Genomic DNA, 16,571 nt, shown 5'->3' on the forward strand with positions numbered 1-16,571 from the left:
CTGCCACATGTCCATGTGACGAGCCGTGGGCGGGGCGTTATGATCCAGGCTGTTTTCCTGGTCGATGCCATGTCTCTCAAACCCTACCGCCTCCGCTTGCTGCTTACTGTCGTCCTGCTGAATCTATTGGTGATCCTGCTGGCGGCCACTTCGGCCTTCTATGGCTACCGCCAATATCAGGAGCGGGCTGACGTCAGTACGCGCAACCTGGCCCGCTTGCTGGAAAGCGACCTGATCAATGCCATTCGTCAGGTCGATGTGTCCCTGCTGGCCTTGCGGGACATTCACCGCATTCGCTACCGCGAGCATGTGCGCAATCCCGCCATCATGACCGCGCACATGGAGATGATCCGCGCCCGGCTCCCGGATGTGGATGCGATCCGCATGACCGATGTCCGGGGTGTCCTGATGGCCGGAACCGGGGTGGAGCCGGAAACCCGGATCGATTTGTCGGACCGCCCCCACTTCATCCACCTGCGGGAGAGCGGGAAGGATGAACTGGTGTTTGCCCCACCCCAGATCAGCCGGGTCAACAACAAATGGGTGGTGGTGCTGGCGCGGATGATGCCCGACCCCGAGGGCAACTTCGATGGCATGGTCTTTGCCGCCATTCCCATTACCGCCCTGGTCCGGGGAGGCGCCCGGCTGGAGTTGGGCGCGCATGGGCTGATCGCCCTGCGTGACCAGCAGCTGGGCCTGATCGCCCGCTATCCTCCTGGCGAGGACCCGGCCGGGTACATCGGCCAGCAGGCGGTGGCCCCGCAGATGCAGGAAATGATTGCCCAGGGGCTGGAGGAGGGGAGTTACTACAGTCAGGGCGGCCCCAATTACGACGCCCACCGGGTGACTTTCCGCAAGCTCGAAGGCTTGCCGCTCTATGTGACCGTCGGCCTTTCTCCCCTGGATTACCTCGCGCCCTGGCGTCAGGAAGTGGCCAAGCTGGCCGCCATTGCCCTGTTGTTCCTGCTGGCTTCGGCGGGCGCGGCCCATCTGCAATACTATTCCTGGCGGTTGCGCGAGAAGGATAGCGAGGCCTTGGTGTGTCAGGAGGCGCTCTACCACGAACTGGTGGAGGATTTGCCCATGCTGGTGGTGCGCTATCAGCCCGACACCCGCATCATTTTTGCCAATCGGGCCTATGGCGATCTTGTTGGGGTGCCCGTCCAGCAGCTGCCCGGGCGAAAGCGCCTGGAGTTCATTCCGGAAGAATCGGAGCAGCAGGCCCTCCTGGCCCGCATTGCCGCCCTGACGCCTGAACACCCGGGAGCTGTCCATGAAGAGCACCGGGTGCTCGCCAAGGACGGAAAAGTGCGCTGGACGCAGTGGACCGACCGGGCCTATTTCGACGCCCAGGGGAGGTTGAGCTATCTGCAGTCGGTGGGCGAGGACATTACCGAGCAAAAGCGCAACCGGGATGTGCGCGCGGCCCGCATGCGGCTCATGGAATTTTCCATCAACCATTCGATGGATGAATTGCTGGTCGCCACCCTGGATGAAGTCTGCACCCTGACGGAAAGCCCCATCGGTTTCTACCATTATCTGGAAGCCGACCAGCACACCGTGACCTTGCAGGCCTGGTCCACCCGCACCGCCCGGGATTATTGCAAAGCCGAAGGGGAAGGGCGCCATTACGATCTGGATGCCGCCGGGGTCTGGGCCGATGCGATCCGCCAGCGCCAGCCCGTGATCCACAACGATTACGCGGCCCTGGCGAACAAACAGGGGCTGCCCGCCGGCCATGCCCAGCTGATCCGGGAAATGGTGGTGCCGGTATTTCGCAAGGGGCTGATCGTCGCCATCCTCGGGGTGGGGAACAAGGCCAGCCATTACACGGAAGATGATGTCCAGACCGTCGCCCTGCTGGCCGACCTGGCTTGGGATTTTGCCGACGCCAAGCGGCTGGAAACCCAGCTGGTGGAAATGGCTACCACGGATTTCCTTACGGGCTTGAACAACCGGCGCCAGTTCATGACCTTGCTGAACCGGGAACTGGAGCGCCTGCGGCGCCTGGAAGCCCACCGGGTGGCGGTGCTGATGCTCGACCTGGACAATTTCAAGCGGGTCAATGACACCTATGGTCATGCCGCGGGGGATGAGGTGCTGCAGCAATTTGCCAGGCTGATGCGCAGCGAACTGCGCAAGGTGGATACGGTGGGGCGTCTGGGCGGCGAGGAATTTGCCATTTTGCTGCTGGATGCGGACCTGGAGGCCGCCGAGCAGTTTGCCGAACGCCTGCGCCGCAAGGTGGCGGAGATGTCAATCGTGCATGCCGGGCAGGTCATTTCCATCCGGGTGAGCATCGGCATCAGTTTGCTGCAGCCCGAGGATGCGTCCGGGGATGCCGCATTGATCCGGGCCGATGCCGCGCTCTATGAGGCCAAGCGCCAGGGCCGTAACCGGGTGTGTGTCTGGCGGCCATGAGCCCGGGCTTGCCGGGCGTTCAGGCCAGCGCCCGGCCCGCCCGGGAGGTCTGGAGCAACTGGCTGGCCTGCTCGCTACAGCGGCTTGCGGCGGTCTTGTCCAGGGCTTTTAGCCAGCGTGGGGGGATGTGGGCGTGGCCATACCAGGCCCCGGCCAGGGCCCCGAGGATGGCGCCGGTGGTGTCGGCATCGCCGCCCCGATTCACCACGTCGATCAGGGCGGATTCGAAACTGTCGGTGCTGAAGAAGGCCTGGAACACGGCCTGCAAGGTATCCACCACATAGCCGCTGGGGTTGGCCTGGGGCCGGCCGGTTTCCCAGGCGTACTGGGGGTGGGCGGTGACCAGGGCGCGGGCACGGGTTTTCAGGTCGATCCAGCTGCCGCCCAGGATCGCGTCCTGGATCATGCCGGTCAGGCAGATGCCGCCGGCGTCGGAGAGCGGATTGTTGTGGGTGACGTGGGCCTGGCGCTGGAAGGCGGCGGCCACTTCCGCTTCCTCTTGCGCCAGGGTGGCCAGGGCCACGGGCAGGGTGCGCATGATGGCACCGTTGCCGGCATCGTGTTCGCAGGGAGGGGCTTCCGGGAGGCCGCTGCGGCGAAAGCGCACGAGGTTGCGCCGCACGGTGTTGCCGATATCCACGGGCTTGGCCCGCATCCAGGCGTCGAAGGCCTGGGCGGCGGCGAGGGCCTCCACCCGACCGCCGCAGGCGAGGATGGCTTCGCCCAGGGCCAGGCTCATGGTGGTGTCGTCGGTGACCTGGCCCGGTTTCAGGTGCAGCCAGCCGGCGCCGATGATCTCCCGGTGCACACCGCCCTGGCGGGCGAACTGGTGCTGGATTTCCCGGGGGGTGAGGAATTCCACCGTGGCCCCCAGGGCGTCCCCCACGGCCAGGCCCAGATAGGCGCCCTGGACCCGGTCGGTCAGGGTGAGGGGGTCAGGTTTCCGGCGCAAAGCACTGGGCATGTTCGGCGCACTCCCCGCAGGATGGGGCCGGGCAGACATAGATGCCGTCCCGGGCGCAGTAGTAGCGATAGAGGAACTTTTTCCACTTCATGTCGCCGGTGTTCTGCCGGGCCAGGGAGGGGAAGGCGTTGAACAGCAGGTGGGAAAGCTCGCCCCGGTCGGCCAGGCCCAGGTCCTGCCAGAGGTGGTCGCGGCCGCCGCAGGCCATGGCGACGATGAAGGCCAGCCAGATGTCCGAGGGAAAGCGGCCGGCCCGGTGTTCGAGCAGGATCGCCACCAGGTCCTGGCGCTCGGGAATGTCGTCCACGGCCTGCTCCGGGAGTGCCAGGCGGGGGCCGGGGAAATAGGTGCTCCAGAGCTTGTCCCGTTCCGTTTCCGGCAGCCCCAGGCTGGCGGGCAGCATCCCTTCGCCGCACAGGCGGCCGGCCAGGAGGCTGGCCAGCACGGGCCGGTTGGGGTCGGCTGCGAGCGCTGCGGCCGCCGGACGGGAGAGCAGCCCGGCCCGGACCCGATGACGCTGGGTGGCGCTGGAGACAGCATTCATGGCGAACTCCTGTCCGGTTCCGGATCGGGGGGTGGCCGTGGCGGCGCTGACGCTCACGGAGGCAAGCCATTTCGCGCCTTGCAACCGTTCGCCCTGCGCCGGGCGAAGGGCAGTTTCGAGAGCGCCTGCGCTGGGGCTGCGACAGGCGCAGTCCGGACGGTGGGGTTTCGCCCCGGTAAAGTGCAGGACAGGAGTTGCCAGCGCCGCCATGGATTACCTGCTGGGATATTCGATCAGCAGATCTTCGTCGCGCAGCACCATCTGGCAGGCCAGGCGCCATTCGCTGTGATTCAGGTCGTCTATGCGCATGGCGTCGATCTGGGCCTGGCTGATCTTGCCCAGTTCCTTCAGGGTCTTCACTTCTTCGTCGGTGAGCGGCGCGCCCATCGGGCCGTGTTTCTTGTCGATGCGGTTGACCTTGACGAGGCAGGTGCCGCATTCGCCGTTTTCGCAGCCGAAATCGATGGGGATGTGATTGTCCTTGGCCAGTTTCAGGACCGTGTCACGATGGCTGCCGGCCACGGCATAAACGGTCTTGTCCTTGTGCATGGGGCTGGTGAAGGTGATATTGGGCATGGTTTCTTTCTCCGTGTTGACGGGTTTGTGGGTAGGGGTTTCCCCCCGGGGTTTCTGCCCGGGCTTGCCGGGTGGTCTGGCTCAGGTTGGCTCAGGTTGGCTCAGGTCGGCTCAGGCCGGCTTGACCACCACCTCGCCGCTCAGCACCTGGGCCTGGCAGGCCAGGCGGTGGTGACGGGGGGCGAACATGTCTTTTAGCACTTGATCTTCCAGCACCGAGGGTTCGGCCAGGTTTTCACTGCCGGAGACCACCTGGGTCAGGCAGGTGCCGCATTCGCCTTCGCGGCAGCCGTAGGTGATGGCGGCGCCGACCCGTTCCGAGACTTCGATGAGGCGGGTGCCGGCGGGCACGGTGATGGTGACGCCGATGTCTGCAAAAGTGACTTTGGCCTTGGGCATGGGGTGGTCTCCGGGTGTGAGTTCAGGCTGCCTCGGCGAACAGTTCGTCGGGCGGGGTGGTGAGGTGGCGGGCCAGTTTGCGGCCCAGGTCGCGGCATTGCGCCAACTCTTCCTCGGTGGGCACCAGCTTCAGGCGCAGGCCGGGGAAGGGCACATGCAGGCGCAGGCCCTTGAGGCGATCTTCCATCAGGGTCACGGCCTCGCCGCTCCAGCCGAAGGAACCGAAGGTGGCGCCCAGCTTGCCGCGGATGTGCACCGCGTGCAGGGAGGACAGCAGGTCCCAGACCGGCTTGGCCGCATCGCCATTGATGGTGGGGCTGCCGATGGCGATGCCGTCGGCGGTTTCGATCAGGTCGATGAAGGGGCTCACGTCCCCGACTTCCAGGTCATACAGGGAAACCCGCACGCCGGCTTCGTCCTCGGCGCCCGTGGCAATGGCTTCGGCCATGCGCCGGGTGGCGCCGTAGGCGGAGATGTAGAAGATCAGCAGGGTCTTTTCTCCCAGCACCTGATCGTCCAGGCGGCCTTCGGCCAGTTCCCGGTAGCGCTGGACGTAATGGCGGGGGTTCTGGCGCAGCACCGGGCCGTGGGCCGGGGCAATCAGCTGCAGTGCCAGGGGTTCGAGCAGTTCCAGACCGGTGAGCACATGCTGGCGGAAGGGCCGCATGATGTGGGCGTAGTAATACTCGAAGGAAAAGCGGAAGTCGCCCACCTTGTCGTTGAACAGGCGGTCGTCACAGAAGTGGCAGCCGAACACGTCGCCGGAAAACAGCACCCCCAGTTCCGGCACGAAGGTGCATTGGGTGTCGGGCCAGTGCAGGAAGGGGGTCTGGTAGAAGGCCAGGCTGCGGCCACCCAGGTCCAGGCTGCTGCCGGTCTTCACCAGGGTGAAGGCGGAGGGGGTGACGTCGGTGGATTTCAAGAGGGCCTTGAACATCATCGGCGCCCGGCTGGATAGGTAGACGTGGGCCTGGGGGGCGCGCTTCATCAGTTCCGGCAGGGCGCCGGAATGGTCGGGCTCCAGGTGGTTGATGACGATGGTGGTAATCTCGTCGTAGCTGCAGATGGATTCCAGGCGCTTGAAGAATTCCGGCGCAAAGGCTTCCTTGACCGTGTCGATCACGGCCACGCCCTTGTCGCCGCGCACCACATAACTGTTGTAGGTGGTGCCGTTGGCGGTGGACAGGACGATGTCGAAGGAGCGCAGGGCCGGGTCCAGGACCCCGACCCAGTGCACCCCCGCGGCGATTTCCACCGCCTGGCCGGGCTGGATTCTAGCGGCAGGTGCCGGGCTGGTGTTCATGATCCCCGTCTTCATGGTGGTGGCCGTTGCACCGGTGCTGCTCGCCCTGACAACCCAGTTCCTCGGCGCTGGCCTGTTGGCCGGCGAGGCCCACCCAGGCGTCCACTTCTTCCAGCACGAAACCCACCCGGTGTTCGCCCCCGGATGCCATCAGGGGGCGGCGTACCAGCAAGGGGTGGTCGAGCATCAGGGCGAGGGCGCTGTCGGCGTCGATGGTGTCCGGGTCCACGGTGCCTTCCTTGACCATGGGCGCGGCGCGGTTGAACCAGTGGGGCACGGGCAGGGGGGCCAGAAAGGCCAGCAGGCCCTCCCGGGTCCATGCTTCTGCCAGCAGGTTTTTGACATCCAGGGTGTGGCCGGCCTGGAGCAGCAGGGCCTTCTGCCTGGCGTTGCCGCCGCAGCCGGGTTTTTCATAAAAGGTGATGTGGGCCATGGGTTTGCAGGCTTTCTTCAGGTCGAGGCAGGTTGGCCCCGGGTAGCCACTGCGAGGAGTTCCTGGAGTTTTTCCACGGGTATCCCGGTCAGGCTGCCCAGGGGGTTCAAGGGGGTGCCCAGTTCATCGACGATGGCGCATTCGATGGGGCAGATGGCGGCGCACTGGGCCTCGGGGAATTCCGCCAGGCACTCGGTGCACTTGTCGCTGTCGATGGCAAACACCGGGTCGGATTCGTGGATGGCGGTGTTGGGACACACATCGACGCAGGCCCAGCAGTTCACGCAGGCTTCAGTGATGGAAAGCGCCATGTTCTTCTCCTTCAGGCACGTTTCTGGTCAGGGGCGGGGGTGGCCAGCTTGCCGGCTTCGGCCAGTTCCCGATACACGGCCATCACGGCGGTCTCGATGGCTTCCATGGCGTGTTCCCCGTTGGGCTGGATGCCGGCCTGCTCCAGCAGGCCCCAGGGTTCAAAGCCGATCTTCGAGCACAGCACTACCTCGCAGCCGGCCAGGGCGGCGATGGTGCGGTCCAGGATGGAGTCGGCAGAAACGCCGTCCTGGCCCTCGTCGCCGCAGGTGTCGCCACCGACGCAGTAGAGCTCGGTCTTGCGGTGGCTGATGAAGCGCACCCCGGCGGGGGAGGCTTCATACACCAGGAATTCCCGGGCATGACCGAAATGCTGGTTGATCAGCCCCTGGCCGGCGGTGGCCACGGCCATCAGCACCGGGCGGCTGTCTTCTGGGAGGGGGGCGGGCAGGGGGGCGGATGAGTCGAGGGCCGTGGCGGGTGCGGCGGGTGCGGCAGGAAGGGCCCGCCTGGCTTCCAGCTGGTCGATGATGGCGTCGTGCACTTCCTTCCTGCGGGCCATGGCGGAGTCGTAGTCGATTTCCATGGCGTCGAGCTTGTCGAGGGTAAATTCCGCGCCCCGGTCCTCGCCCAGGAGGCCCACGGCGTCGGCGCGGCACTGGCGGCAGTGGCGCATCATGGCCATGTCGCCGGCGCATTCGTCCTGGATGGCCTGCAGTTCTTCGGTGCTGGGGCTGCGCTGCGCCATGATGCCGTAGTAGGTGCCGTGTTCGGCTTCGGCAATCAGCGGCATGACGTTGTGCAGGAAGGCGCCCTTGGCCTTCACCACCTTGGAGACTTCCTTCAGGTGTTCGTCGTTTACCCCGGGGATCATCACGGAGTTCACCTTGACCAGGATGCCGCGTTCCACCAGCATTTCCAGGCCCCGCTGCTGCTGCGCGATCAAGATCGCTGCCGCCTCGACGCCGCGGATGCGCTTGTTCTCCCAGTAGATCCACGGGTAGATTTTGGCGCCGACCTCGGGATCGAGGCAGTTGATGGTGATGGTGACGTGGTCGATGTTGTGCTTGGCAATCTCGTCCACATACCTGGGCAGGTTGAGCCCGTTGGTGGAGACGCACAGCTTGATGTCCGGCGCCTTCTCGGAGAGTTGGCGGAAGGTTTCAAAGGTGCGCTCCGGGTTGGCCAGCGGGTCTCCGGGGCCGGCGATGCCGAGCACCGTCATCTGGGGAATGGTGGCGGCCACGGCCAGCACTTTCTTGATGGCCTGGTCCGGGTGCAGCAACTCGGAAACCACGCCGGGCCGGGATTCATTGGCGCAGTCGTATTTGCGGTTGCAGTAATTGCACTGGATGTTGCAGGCCGGGGCTACCGCCACATGCATGCGGGCAAAGTAGTGGTGCGCTTCTTCCGAATAGCAGGGGTGGTCCTGGACCTTGGCGCGGATATGGTCCGGCAGGTGGGAAAGGGCGTCCGGGGCAGTGCCGCAGCCGCTGGAGGAGCAGCCCCCGCCGGAGGCGGGGGCTGTATTGCTGATCACGGGCAGGTCCACGATTGAGGCTCCTTGAAAGTCATCGAGGAGCTGACAGCAATCGCTGTGCCAGATTTTTTAGTTGTTCATAAACAATGGCTTGAAATTCTTGCCGGGGCAGGGGCCGCCTTCTTGTGGGAGGGCTTGTCGGGAAGGCGACAAGCCCTCCTCCGGGGCAATCAGGCCGGCACGCCGAGAATCACGTGGCTGGCCTTGAACAGCACCGAGGCCGGGGCGCCCGGCTTCAATCCCAGTTCCAGCGCCGCCTCATTGGTGATGACCGCATGTACCGGGCTGCCGCCTGGCAGTTGCACCACCACGTCGGAATTCACCGCGCCCTTGTTGACCGCCTGCACGGTGCCGGCGAGATGGTTGCGGGCCGAGAAACGGACGTTTTCTTCGCCGGCCAGAACCATCACCCAGGGGGCCTTGACGTAGGCGACGACGGGCTTGCCGACCGCCAGGCCCAGGGATTTGACGCTGGCCTCGGTGACCACGGCGACGATCTTGTCGCCGCCGGCGGTGCGGAGCTCCACTTCCGCGTTGATGGGGCCTTCGGTGAGGGCAGTGATGGTGCCGGGGAAGCTGTTGCGGGCGCTGATGTTCATGATGTCGATCCTTGATGAAGTGAGTGAAGTGGGGTGGGCAGGAACCTGGCCCGGTTTTCGCTATATCTGTTCGTGAATAGCGGTTCGGCTTGCTGCGGGGCCATTCTAGAAGGAATGGTTTTGTCATGGCAACCATGGCGGCAGGGATTTTTGGCGGCATTTCCGGCATTTCCGGCGGGCTCGATGCCGGGATTCCTGCGTTATAGTGTTCGTTATATATCTGACAACATCACGACAAAATGGAACAAAACCCACATCGTTTCAAGGGGCGTCTGGAAGTGGAAACCGAATTCGGCACTTTCCTGGGCGACACCCGCATCCGCCTGCTGGAGGCCATTGCCCGCCATGGCTCCATTTCCCAGGCCGCCAAGGCGGTGCCGCTGTCCTACAAGGCGGCCTGGGACGCGGTGGATGCCATGAACAACCTGGCCGATGAAGCGCTGGTGATCCGTTCCGCGGGCGGCAAGCACGGCGGCGGCACCTTGCTCACCGCTTACGGGCAGCAGGTGGTGAATCTGTACCGGGCCCTGGAGGCGGAATATCAGGCGGCCCTGGAACGGCTGACCGCCAGCATGAATGACGGGGAGGCGAGCAGCTTTGCCCAGTTCCGCCAGCTGCTCAAGCGCATGTCCATGAAAACCAGTGCCCGCAACCAGTTCGCCGGGGTCATCGTCGGCCTCAAGACCGGGGAGGTGGATTACGAGGTGCGCCTGAAGCTGGACGACACCAACGAGCTGGTGGCGGTCATCACCCGGGAATCCGCCGAAACCCTGGAACTGGCGATGGGCATGGAAATGTATGCCCTGGTGAAATCCTCCTCGGTGCTGCTGCTCACCGACCGGGAGGTGCGCACCACGGCCCGCAACCAGCTGTGGGGAGAAGTGACCCGCATCCACGAGGGGCCGGTCAATTCCGAAGTCACCCTGGCCCTGCCCGGGGGCAAGAGCGTCTGCGCCGTGGTCACCCACGACAGCATCGCCCGCCTGGGCCTGGCCGTGGGGGAAGAGGCTGGCGCCGTGTTCAAGGCTTCCGCCGTCATTCTTTGCATCCAGAACTGATTGACTAACCGAAGGAGAAACATCATGAATGTCCCATTTTGCAAGTTCGTCGCTCTCGCCGCGCTCCTCATGAGCGCCACCCTGGCCCGGGCCGAAACGGTCCAGGTCGCCGTGGCCGCCAACTTCACCAAACCCATGGAAGCCATCGCGGCGGAGTTCGAGAAGGATACGGGCCACAAGGCGCAGCTTTCCTTCGGCGCCACGGGCAAGTTCTATGCCCAGATTGCCAACGGGGCGCCCTTCGATGTGTTCCTGGCCGCCGATGACAGCACCCCCATGAAAATGGAGGAGGAACTCCTGACCGTGCCCGGCAGCCGCTTCACCTATGCCATTGGCACCCTGGTGCTGTGGAGCGCCCGGGAAGGCTATGTGGATGACAAGGGCGAAGTGCTGAAGAAGGGGGAGTTCAAGCATCTCGCCATCGCCAATCCCAAGACTGCCCCCTATGGTCTGGCCGCCATTCAGGCCCTGACCCGGCTGGGGCTCCTGTCTGCCCTCCAGCCCAGGTTCGTGCAGGGCGAGAACATCACCCAGACCTATCAGTTTGTCGCCACCGGCAATGCCGAGCTGGGGTTCGTGGCGCTCTCCCAGGTCTTCAAGGAGGGCAAGCTGAGCGGCGGTTCGGCCTGGCTGGTGCCGGCCAGTCTGCATGACCCCATCCGCCAGGATGCGGTGCTCCTTGCCAAAGCCCGCAACAATGCCGCCGCCAAGGCCCTGATGGACTACCTGAAGGGGGAGAAGGCGGCCCGCGTCATCGAGTCCTACGGTTACGGCCGGTAAATTCCCGGGGGAGCCATGGACGCAAGCAATCTCGCCGCCGTCTGGCTTACCTTGAAGCTGGCGAGCGTGGTGACGCTGCTGCTGCTGCTGCTCGGTACGCCGATCGCCTGGTGGCTGGCCCGCACCCGTTCCTGGTGGAAAGGGCCGGTGGGGGCGGTGGTGGCGCTGCCGCTGGTGCTGCCGCCGACGGTGCTGGGCTTTTATCTGCTGATCCTGATGGGGCCTCATGGTCTGGTCGGGCAGCTCACCCAGTCCCTGGGGCTGGGCATCCTGCCCTTCACCTTTCCAGGGCTGGTGATTGCCTCGGTGTGCTATTCCATGCCGTTCGTGGTACAGCCCATCCAGAACGCCTTCGAGGCCATGGGGGAGCGCCCGATGGAGGTGGCGGCGAGCCTTCGGGCCAGCCCCCGGGATGCCTTTTTTTCCGTGGCCCTGCCCCTCGCCCGGCCCGGCTTCGTGAGCGCCGCCATCCTCGGCTTTGCCCACACGGTGGGGGAGTTCGGCGTGGTGCTGATGATCGGCGGCAACATCCCCGGGAAGACCCGGGTGGTGTCGGTGCAGCTCTACGACCATGTGGAAGCCATGGAATATGTCGAAGCCCACGGGCTGGCGGGCGGCATGGTCGCCTTCAGTTTCCTGGTGCTGCTGGCCCTCTATGGCCGGCGTCGGCTGGGCGGCTGGAGTCCGTGATGGAGGCCCGGTTCCGGCTTACTCATCCCGGCTTCACCCTGGAGGTGGATCTCAAGCTGCCGGAAAAGGGGGTCACCGCCTTGTTCGGCCCTTCCGGTTCCGGCAAGACCACGCTGCTGCGCTGCTTTGCCGGCCTCAGCCGGGCCTCCGGGGGGCGTCTGGTGGTGGCCGGCCAGGTCTGGCAGGACGAGACGCAAGGCCTCTTTTTGCCGACCCACCGGCGCCCCCTCGGGCTGGTGTTCCAGGAAGCCAGCCTGTTTCCCCATCTTTCGGTACGCAAGAACCTCGAATACGGCATGAAGCGGGCCGGCAACAGGGGCGGCGAGGGCTTTCAGGCCTGTATCGATCTGCTCGGCATCCACCCCCTCCTGGAGCGGGGGCCGGGGCATCTCTCCGGCGGCGAACGGCAGCGGGTGGCGATTGCCCGGGCGCTCCTCACCCGGCCCCGGCTACTCTTGATGGACGAGCCTCTGGCGGCTCTCGACTTGAAGCGCAAGGGGGAGATCCTGCCCTATCTCGAAAGGCTGCACGACGAACTGGACATTCCCGTGCTCTACGTCAGTCACGCCCCCGACGAGGTGGCTCGTCTGGCCGACCATCTGGTGCTGATGGACGACGGCAAGGTGGTGGCGAGCGGCCCCTTGCAGGAAACCCTGTCCCGCGCCGACCTGCCGCCGGCCTTTGCCGACGACCCCGGGGTGGTGCTCGAAGCCCGGCTCGTGGGCCAGGAGGCGGACGGCCTGAGCCGTCTTGCCATTCCCGGCGGCGAGCTTTTGGTGTCGAGGGTGGAGGCGCCGCCCGGCAAGATCCTGCGCTGCCGCATTCATGCCCGGGATGTGAGCCTGGCGCTCACTCCCCCGCTGCAAAGTTCCATCCTCAACATCCTGCCGGCCCGGGTTGCGGCCGTGGCGGCCACCGATACGCCCGGCCATGTGCTGGTGCAACTCGAACTGGCCGCAGGGTTGCGGCTCCTGGCGCGCATCACCGAGCGCTCCCGGGCTGCCCTGGGAATCGGGCCGGGGCTGGCCGTGATTGCCCAGGTGAAATCGGTCGCCTTGCTGGCATGACGACGAAGCCTCATGAGGCAGGGCACAGAACTCGCTTAGGTGGAGCGAATCGCATCGACAAACCGTTTTTTTGTCACAAAGCCCTCATCATGCCCCGTTTCGATATCACCCCCCGCCGCTGCAAGTTGCGGGACCTGCTTTCACGTTACTGAGGAGTTTTTCATGCCGCCTCGCCTTTACGCCTGCACCACTGCCCCGCCGCGCCCGGAGCGGGAAGACCGTTCCTGGCAGGAACACCTGCCCCAGGACTGGCGCGAACTGGTGGTGGCGCCCCTGGACCTGCGCCGTTATCAGGATTACGAACTGGCGGCCCACCGGGTGGTGGGCTACGACGCGGACGGGAAACCCTGCTACACCGCCCACCGTTTCAGCCTCGCCGAGCCCCGCTCCGACGACGGCGAGGAGTTCTACACGGTGCTGGCCTATGGTGAGGAACTGGCCGCCTGGCGCCTGCGCGACGAGCGCTGGCTGGTGTGGCGCGAGGTGCGGGCCGAAGAAACTTGCGAGCAGGCGCGCAGTTTCTACTGCCTGTCCCAGGACATGCCGCGCTGAAAAAGGGCGCCATGCCGGTGTCCCGCGGCCAGGGTCGATCCTGCCCGCTATATCGCGATTCGTGTTTCCGGTAGAGTTCCATGCTTCGCCCCGGCCTTCCCGCCGCGGCATGACCTCTCGGATTCACCGGAAACCGCATGCGGATACTGCACACTTCGGACTGGCACCTCGGCCAGCATTTCATGGGCAAGAGCCGCCAGGCCGAACATCAGGACCTGATCGCCTGGCTGCTCGAACAGGTGGATCAACATCAGGTGGACGCGGTGCTGATCGCCGGCGACATCTTCGATACCGGCACGCCGCCCAGCTATGCCCGCGAGCTTTACAGCCAGCTCGTGGTGCGCCTGCACGAAGCCGGCGTCGCGCTGCTGCTGCTCGGCGGCAACCACGATTCGCCGGCCACCCTGGGCGAAAGCCGCGAACTGCTGGCACGCCTGGGCACCACGGTGGTTGCCGCCCCCCACGCCGACCCGGCGACGCAGGTCATCATGCTGTCGCAACGCAACGGCGAGCCCGGCTGCCTGGTCTGCGCCATTCCCTTCGTCCGCCCACGCGAGGTGCTGCAGAGCCAGGCCGGACAGAGTGCCGAAGAGAAACAGCAGTCGTTGCAGCAGGCGATCCAGGAACATTACGGCGCCGTTTTTGCCGCCGCCAGCGAACGCCGGCAAGCCCTCGCCGCTGCCCCGGGCCCGAATTCCGGCCGCCCCTTGCCGATCATCGCCACCGGCCACCTGACCACGGTGGGCGCCAGCCGCAGCGAATCGGTGCGCGAAATCTACGTCGGTGCCCTCGAAGCCTTCCCCACCAACGCATTCCCCGGCGCCGACTACATCGCGCTGGGCCACATCCACCGGCCCCAGAAAGTGGGCGGCCAGGAGCACATCCGCTACTGCGGCTCACCCTTGCCGCTGTCGTTTGATGAAGCCCGGCAGCCCAAGGCCATGCTGCTCGTAGACCTGAGCCCCGAAGGTCTGCTGGCCGTCACTCCACTGCCCGTGCCCCGCTTTCAGGGCATGGTCGCCATCAGCGGCAACCTCGCCAGCCTGCGGGCCCAGATCGGCGCCGCCGCCGCCCAGGGTAGCGCCGGGCGTCCGGCCTGGCTGGAAATCACCGTTGCCGAAGACGACTACCTGGCCGACCTGCCGGCCCGCATCGAAGCCTTGACCCAAGGCTGGCCGGTCGAAGTGCTGCGCATCCGCCGCCAGCGCGGCACTGCCGCCGCCCGTCTGGACGCCGAAGCCAGCGAAACGCTGGATGAACTCAGCCCGTTCGAGGTCTTTGCCCGCCGCCTGCAGCAGGAGGATTTGAGCAACGACGTGCAACAGGCCCTGAACGAACGCTACCGCGCCATCGTTGCCGGCCTAGAGGGCGAGGCAGCATGAAGATCCTCCGCCTGCGCCTGAAGAACCTCAATTCGCTCAAGGGTGAATGGCGCATCGACTTTACCCGGCCGCCCTTTAGCGACAGCAGCCTGTTTGCCATCACCGGCCCGACCGGTGCCGGCAAATCGACGCTGCTCGATGCCATCTGCCTCGCGCTTTACCACCAGACGCCGCGCCTGAAGACCATCTCGGCCTCCGACAACGACATCATGACGCGGCACACCGCCGACTGCCTGGCGGAAGTCGAGTTTGAAGTGCAGGGCGCCGTCTACCGCGCCTTCTGGAGCCAGCGCCGCGCCCGCGACAAGGTGGACGGCGCATTGCAGGCGCCCAAGGTGGAACTGGCGGCGCTCGATGCAAATGGCGACGGCACCATCCTCAGCACCCAAACCGGCGACAAATTGAAGTGCATCGCCGAGATCACCGGCCTCGACTTTCCACGCTTCACCAAGTCGATGCTGCTCGCCCAGGGCGGTTTCGCCGCCTTCCTCAACGCGACACCCAACGAACGCGCCGAACTGCTGGAGGAACTGACCGGCACCGAAATCTATGGCGAAATTTCGCGCCAGGTTTTCGAGCAGGCGCGCGCCGCCAGGAGCCGGCTCGAGCAGCTCAAGGCCCGCGCCGACGGCATGGAACTGCTCTCCGACGAGCAGCGTGCCGCCATGCAGAGCGAAGCCGCCCGCCTCGATGCGCAACAGGCCGACCTCCAGCGCCAATACCAGCAGACCCAAAGTCAACGCCAGTGGCGCCTCGATCTGGCCCAGGGCGAACAGGAAATCAAATCCGCCGAAGCCCGGCAGCAGGAAGCCGACGCCGCCCTCGCCGCCGCCGCGCCGGAGCTGGCCAGGCTCGCCGCCAGCGACCCGGCCGAAGCCCTGAAGCCGCTGCATCTGCAATGGCAACAAGCCGGCGCCGCCTGCCAGCACAGCGAAACCGAACTCAAGGCCCTGCACGCCGCGCGCGAAAAACTGCAAACCGAACAGCACGATCAACACCTCGCCGCCGGACACTACAGCGCCCAGGTCGCCGAGCAGGCGCTGCAAGCCCTGCAGCAAAGTCAGCGCGAAGCGCAGCAACTCGACGAGTTCTGCGCCGCCCAGCCGCAATACGCCCAACTCGGCGAACGCCTCGGCGTCTGGCGCCAGCAGTTCGAACAACGGGCAAAACTCGCGCGCGGGCTTGCCGCCCAGCACCAGGCGCAGCAGAAGCTCGAACAGGAACAAGCCGGAACCGCCCGCCAGCTCGCCGCGCAAACTCTTGCGGTCGACACCGCCGCCAAAGCCAGAGCCGCCGCCGACGCCGAGTTGGCAAAAAGCCAGAGCGAGCAGAATCAGCGCCTGGCCGGCCAGACCCTGGCCGAACTGCGTCAGCACTGGCAGCGCGAACAGGCCGGCCTCAACCGCTGGCAACAACTCGAAGCGCTCGCCCAGCGCCGCCGCGAACTGGCTGCACTGCAAACGGCCCAGGCCGCGCAACTGCAGCAGTTTCAGGACAAGATCGCGGCCCAGGAACAAGGCCTGATCGTCCTGCGCGAGCAGCACAAGGAACTCGCCGCCCAGGTCGCCGACAAGCAGAAACTGCTCGAACAGGAACACCGCATCCAGAGCCTGGAAGCGCATCGCCGGCAACTGCAGCCGGGCGAAGCCTGCCCGCTGTGCGGCGCGCACGACCACCCGGCCATCGCCGCCTATGCCGCCCTCGACGTTTCCGCCACCGCAACCGCGCTCAAGGAAAAACAGGCGGCCCTCGAAAGGCTGGCCCAGAAGGGCCAGCAATTGCGCGCCGAACAAGCCGCCGCGCAAGCCACGCAAAAAAGCGGGCTGGAGCAGCAGGCCAGGACAAGCCAGGAAAGCGCCCGCCTGCAGGATGAATGGCAGGCCAGCCTCGCCGCATGGCCCGATCGCCCGCCGCTGGCTGCCGAGGCCTGGCAGGACGCCAAGGCCCTCGCCAC

Annotated in this window: 17 protein-coding genes; 8 read left to right on the forward strand and 9 right to left on the reverse strand. The window is 65.7% G+C overall.

The window, feature by feature from the left end:
* Positions 1-39 precede the first annotated feature (39 nt).
* Positions 40-2,421, forward strand: coding sequence for a diguanylate cyclase (locus tag WBH99_RS02740; RefSeq protein WP_424218579.1), 2,382 nt, complete (start codon positions 40-42; stop codon positions 2,419-2,421).
* Positions 2,422-2,440: 19 nt separating this feature from the next.
* On the opposite strand, the gene draG is transcribed toward WBH99_RS02740, so the two are convergent.
* From draG to WBH99_RS02785, 9 genes are all read right to left on the reverse strand, one after another.
* Complete coding sequence (gene draG, locus WBH99_RS02745; protein ID WP_424218580.1) at positions 2,441-3,385, reverse strand: ADP-ribosyl-[dinitrogen reductase] hydrolase; 945 nt, start codon at positions 3,383-3,385, stop codon at positions 2,441-2,443.
* Entirely contained in the window at positions 3,357-3,929 is a 573-nt protein-coding gene (locus tag WBH99_RS02750; RefSeq protein ID WP_424218581.1) for a nitrogen fixation protein NifQ, read from the reverse strand. The genes draG and WBH99_RS02750 overlap by 29 nt, the downstream gene beginning before the upstream one ends.
* A gap of 213 nt (positions 3,930-4,142) precedes the next feature.
* A complete protein-coding gene (locus WBH99_RS02755; protein WP_424218582.1) occupies positions 4,143-4,505 on the reverse strand; it encodes a 2Fe-2S iron-sulfur cluster-binding protein in 363 nt (120 codons plus the stop codon).
* 111 nt (positions 4,506-4,616) lie between these two features.
* On the reverse strand, positions 4,617-4,904 hold the full coding sequence (locus WBH99_RS02760; RefSeq protein WP_424218583.1) for a 2Fe-2S iron-sulfur cluster-binding protein: 288 nt from the start codon (positions 4,902-4,904) through the stop codon (positions 4,617-4,619).
* A gap of 22 nt (positions 4,905-4,926) precedes the next feature.
* Positions 4,927-6,207 (reverse strand): FprA family A-type flavoprotein, encoded by a 1,281-nt coding sequence (locus tag WBH99_RS02765; RefSeq protein WP_424218584.1) that lies wholly within the window; start codon positions 6,205-6,207, stop codon positions 4,927-4,929.
* Complete coding sequence (locus WBH99_RS02770) at positions 6,179-6,640, reverse strand: ArsC/Spx/MgsR family protein (RefSeq protein WP_424218585.1); 462 nt, start codon at positions 6,638-6,640, stop codon at positions 6,179-6,181. Before WBH99_RS02770 ends, WBH99_RS02765 begins: the two co-directional genes overlap by 29 nt.
* A gap of 17 nt (positions 6,641-6,657) precedes the next feature.
* On the reverse strand, positions 6,658-6,951 hold the full coding sequence (locus WBH99_RS02775; RefSeq protein WP_424218586.1) for a 4Fe-4S dicluster domain-containing protein: 294 nt from the start codon (positions 6,949-6,951) through the stop codon (positions 6,658-6,660).
* A gap of 11 nt (positions 6,952-6,962) precedes the next feature.
* Positions 6,963-8,501, reverse strand: a complete 1,539-nt coding sequence (gene nifB, locus WBH99_RS02780) for a nitrogenase cofactor biosynthesis protein NifB (protein WP_424218587.1) — start codon at positions 8,499-8,501, stop codon at positions 6,963-6,965.
* Positions 8,502-8,659: 158 nt separating this feature from the next.
* Positions 8,660-9,088, reverse strand: a complete 429-nt coding sequence (locus tag WBH99_RS02785; RefSeq protein ID WP_424218588.1) for a TOBE domain-containing protein — start codon at positions 9,086-9,088, stop codon at positions 8,660-8,662.
* 239 nt (positions 9,089-9,327) lie between these two features.
* Here WBH99_RS02785 and WBH99_RS02790 point away from each other — a divergent pair, with 239 nt between their 5' ends.
* The 7 genes from WBH99_RS02790 to WBH99_RS02820 form a co-directional block, all read left to right on the forward strand.
* Positions 9,328-10,146: a TOBE domain-containing protein gene (locus WBH99_RS02790; RefSeq protein WP_424218589.1), complete on the forward strand. Its 819-nt coding sequence runs from the start codon at positions 9,328-9,330 to the stop codon at positions 10,144-10,146.
* Positions 10,147-10,170: 24 nt separating this feature from the next.
* Positions 10,171-10,926 (forward strand): molybdate ABC transporter substrate-binding protein, encoded by a 756-nt coding sequence (modA, locus tag WBH99_RS02795; protein WP_424218590.1) that lies wholly within the window; start codon positions 10,171-10,173, stop codon positions 10,924-10,926.
* Positions 10,927-10,941: 15 nt separating this feature from the next.
* Entirely contained in the window at positions 10,942-11,616 is a 675-nt protein-coding gene (modB, locus tag WBH99_RS02800; RefSeq protein ID WP_424218591.1) for a molybdate ABC transporter permease subunit, read from the forward strand.
* Positions 11,616-12,683 carry a molybdenum ABC transporter ATP-binding protein gene (gene modC / locus WBH99_RS02805; RefSeq protein ID WP_424218592.1) on the forward strand — a complete coding sequence of 356 codons (1,068 nt, stop codon included), beginning with the start codon at positions 11,616-11,618 and terminating at the stop codon, positions 12,681-12,683. The genes modB and modC overlap by 1 nt, the downstream gene beginning before the upstream one ends.
* A gap of 162 nt (positions 12,684-12,845) precedes the next feature.
* Positions 12,846-13,235, forward strand: coding sequence for a hypothetical protein (locus WBH99_RS02810; RefSeq protein ID WP_424218593.1), 390 nt, complete (start codon positions 12,846-12,848; stop codon positions 13,233-13,235).
* Between the two features lie 137 nt (positions 13,236-13,372).
* Positions 13,373-14,617 (forward strand): exonuclease subunit SbcD, encoded by a 1,245-nt coding sequence (gene sbcD, locus WBH99_RS02815; protein WP_424218594.1) that lies wholly within the window; start codon positions 13,373-13,375, stop codon positions 14,615-14,617.
* Positions 14,614-16,571 (forward strand): AAA family ATPase (locus WBH99_RS02820; protein WP_424218595.1); only part of this gene is annotated, 1,958 nt, incomplete at its 3' end. The genes sbcD and WBH99_RS02820, both read left to right, overlap by 4 nt.

Origin of the sequence: Azovibrio sp. (genome assembly GCF_049658005.1) — a bacterium.
GTDB lineage: Bacteria > Pseudomonadota > Gammaproteobacteria > Burkholderiales > Rhodocyclaceae > Azovibrio.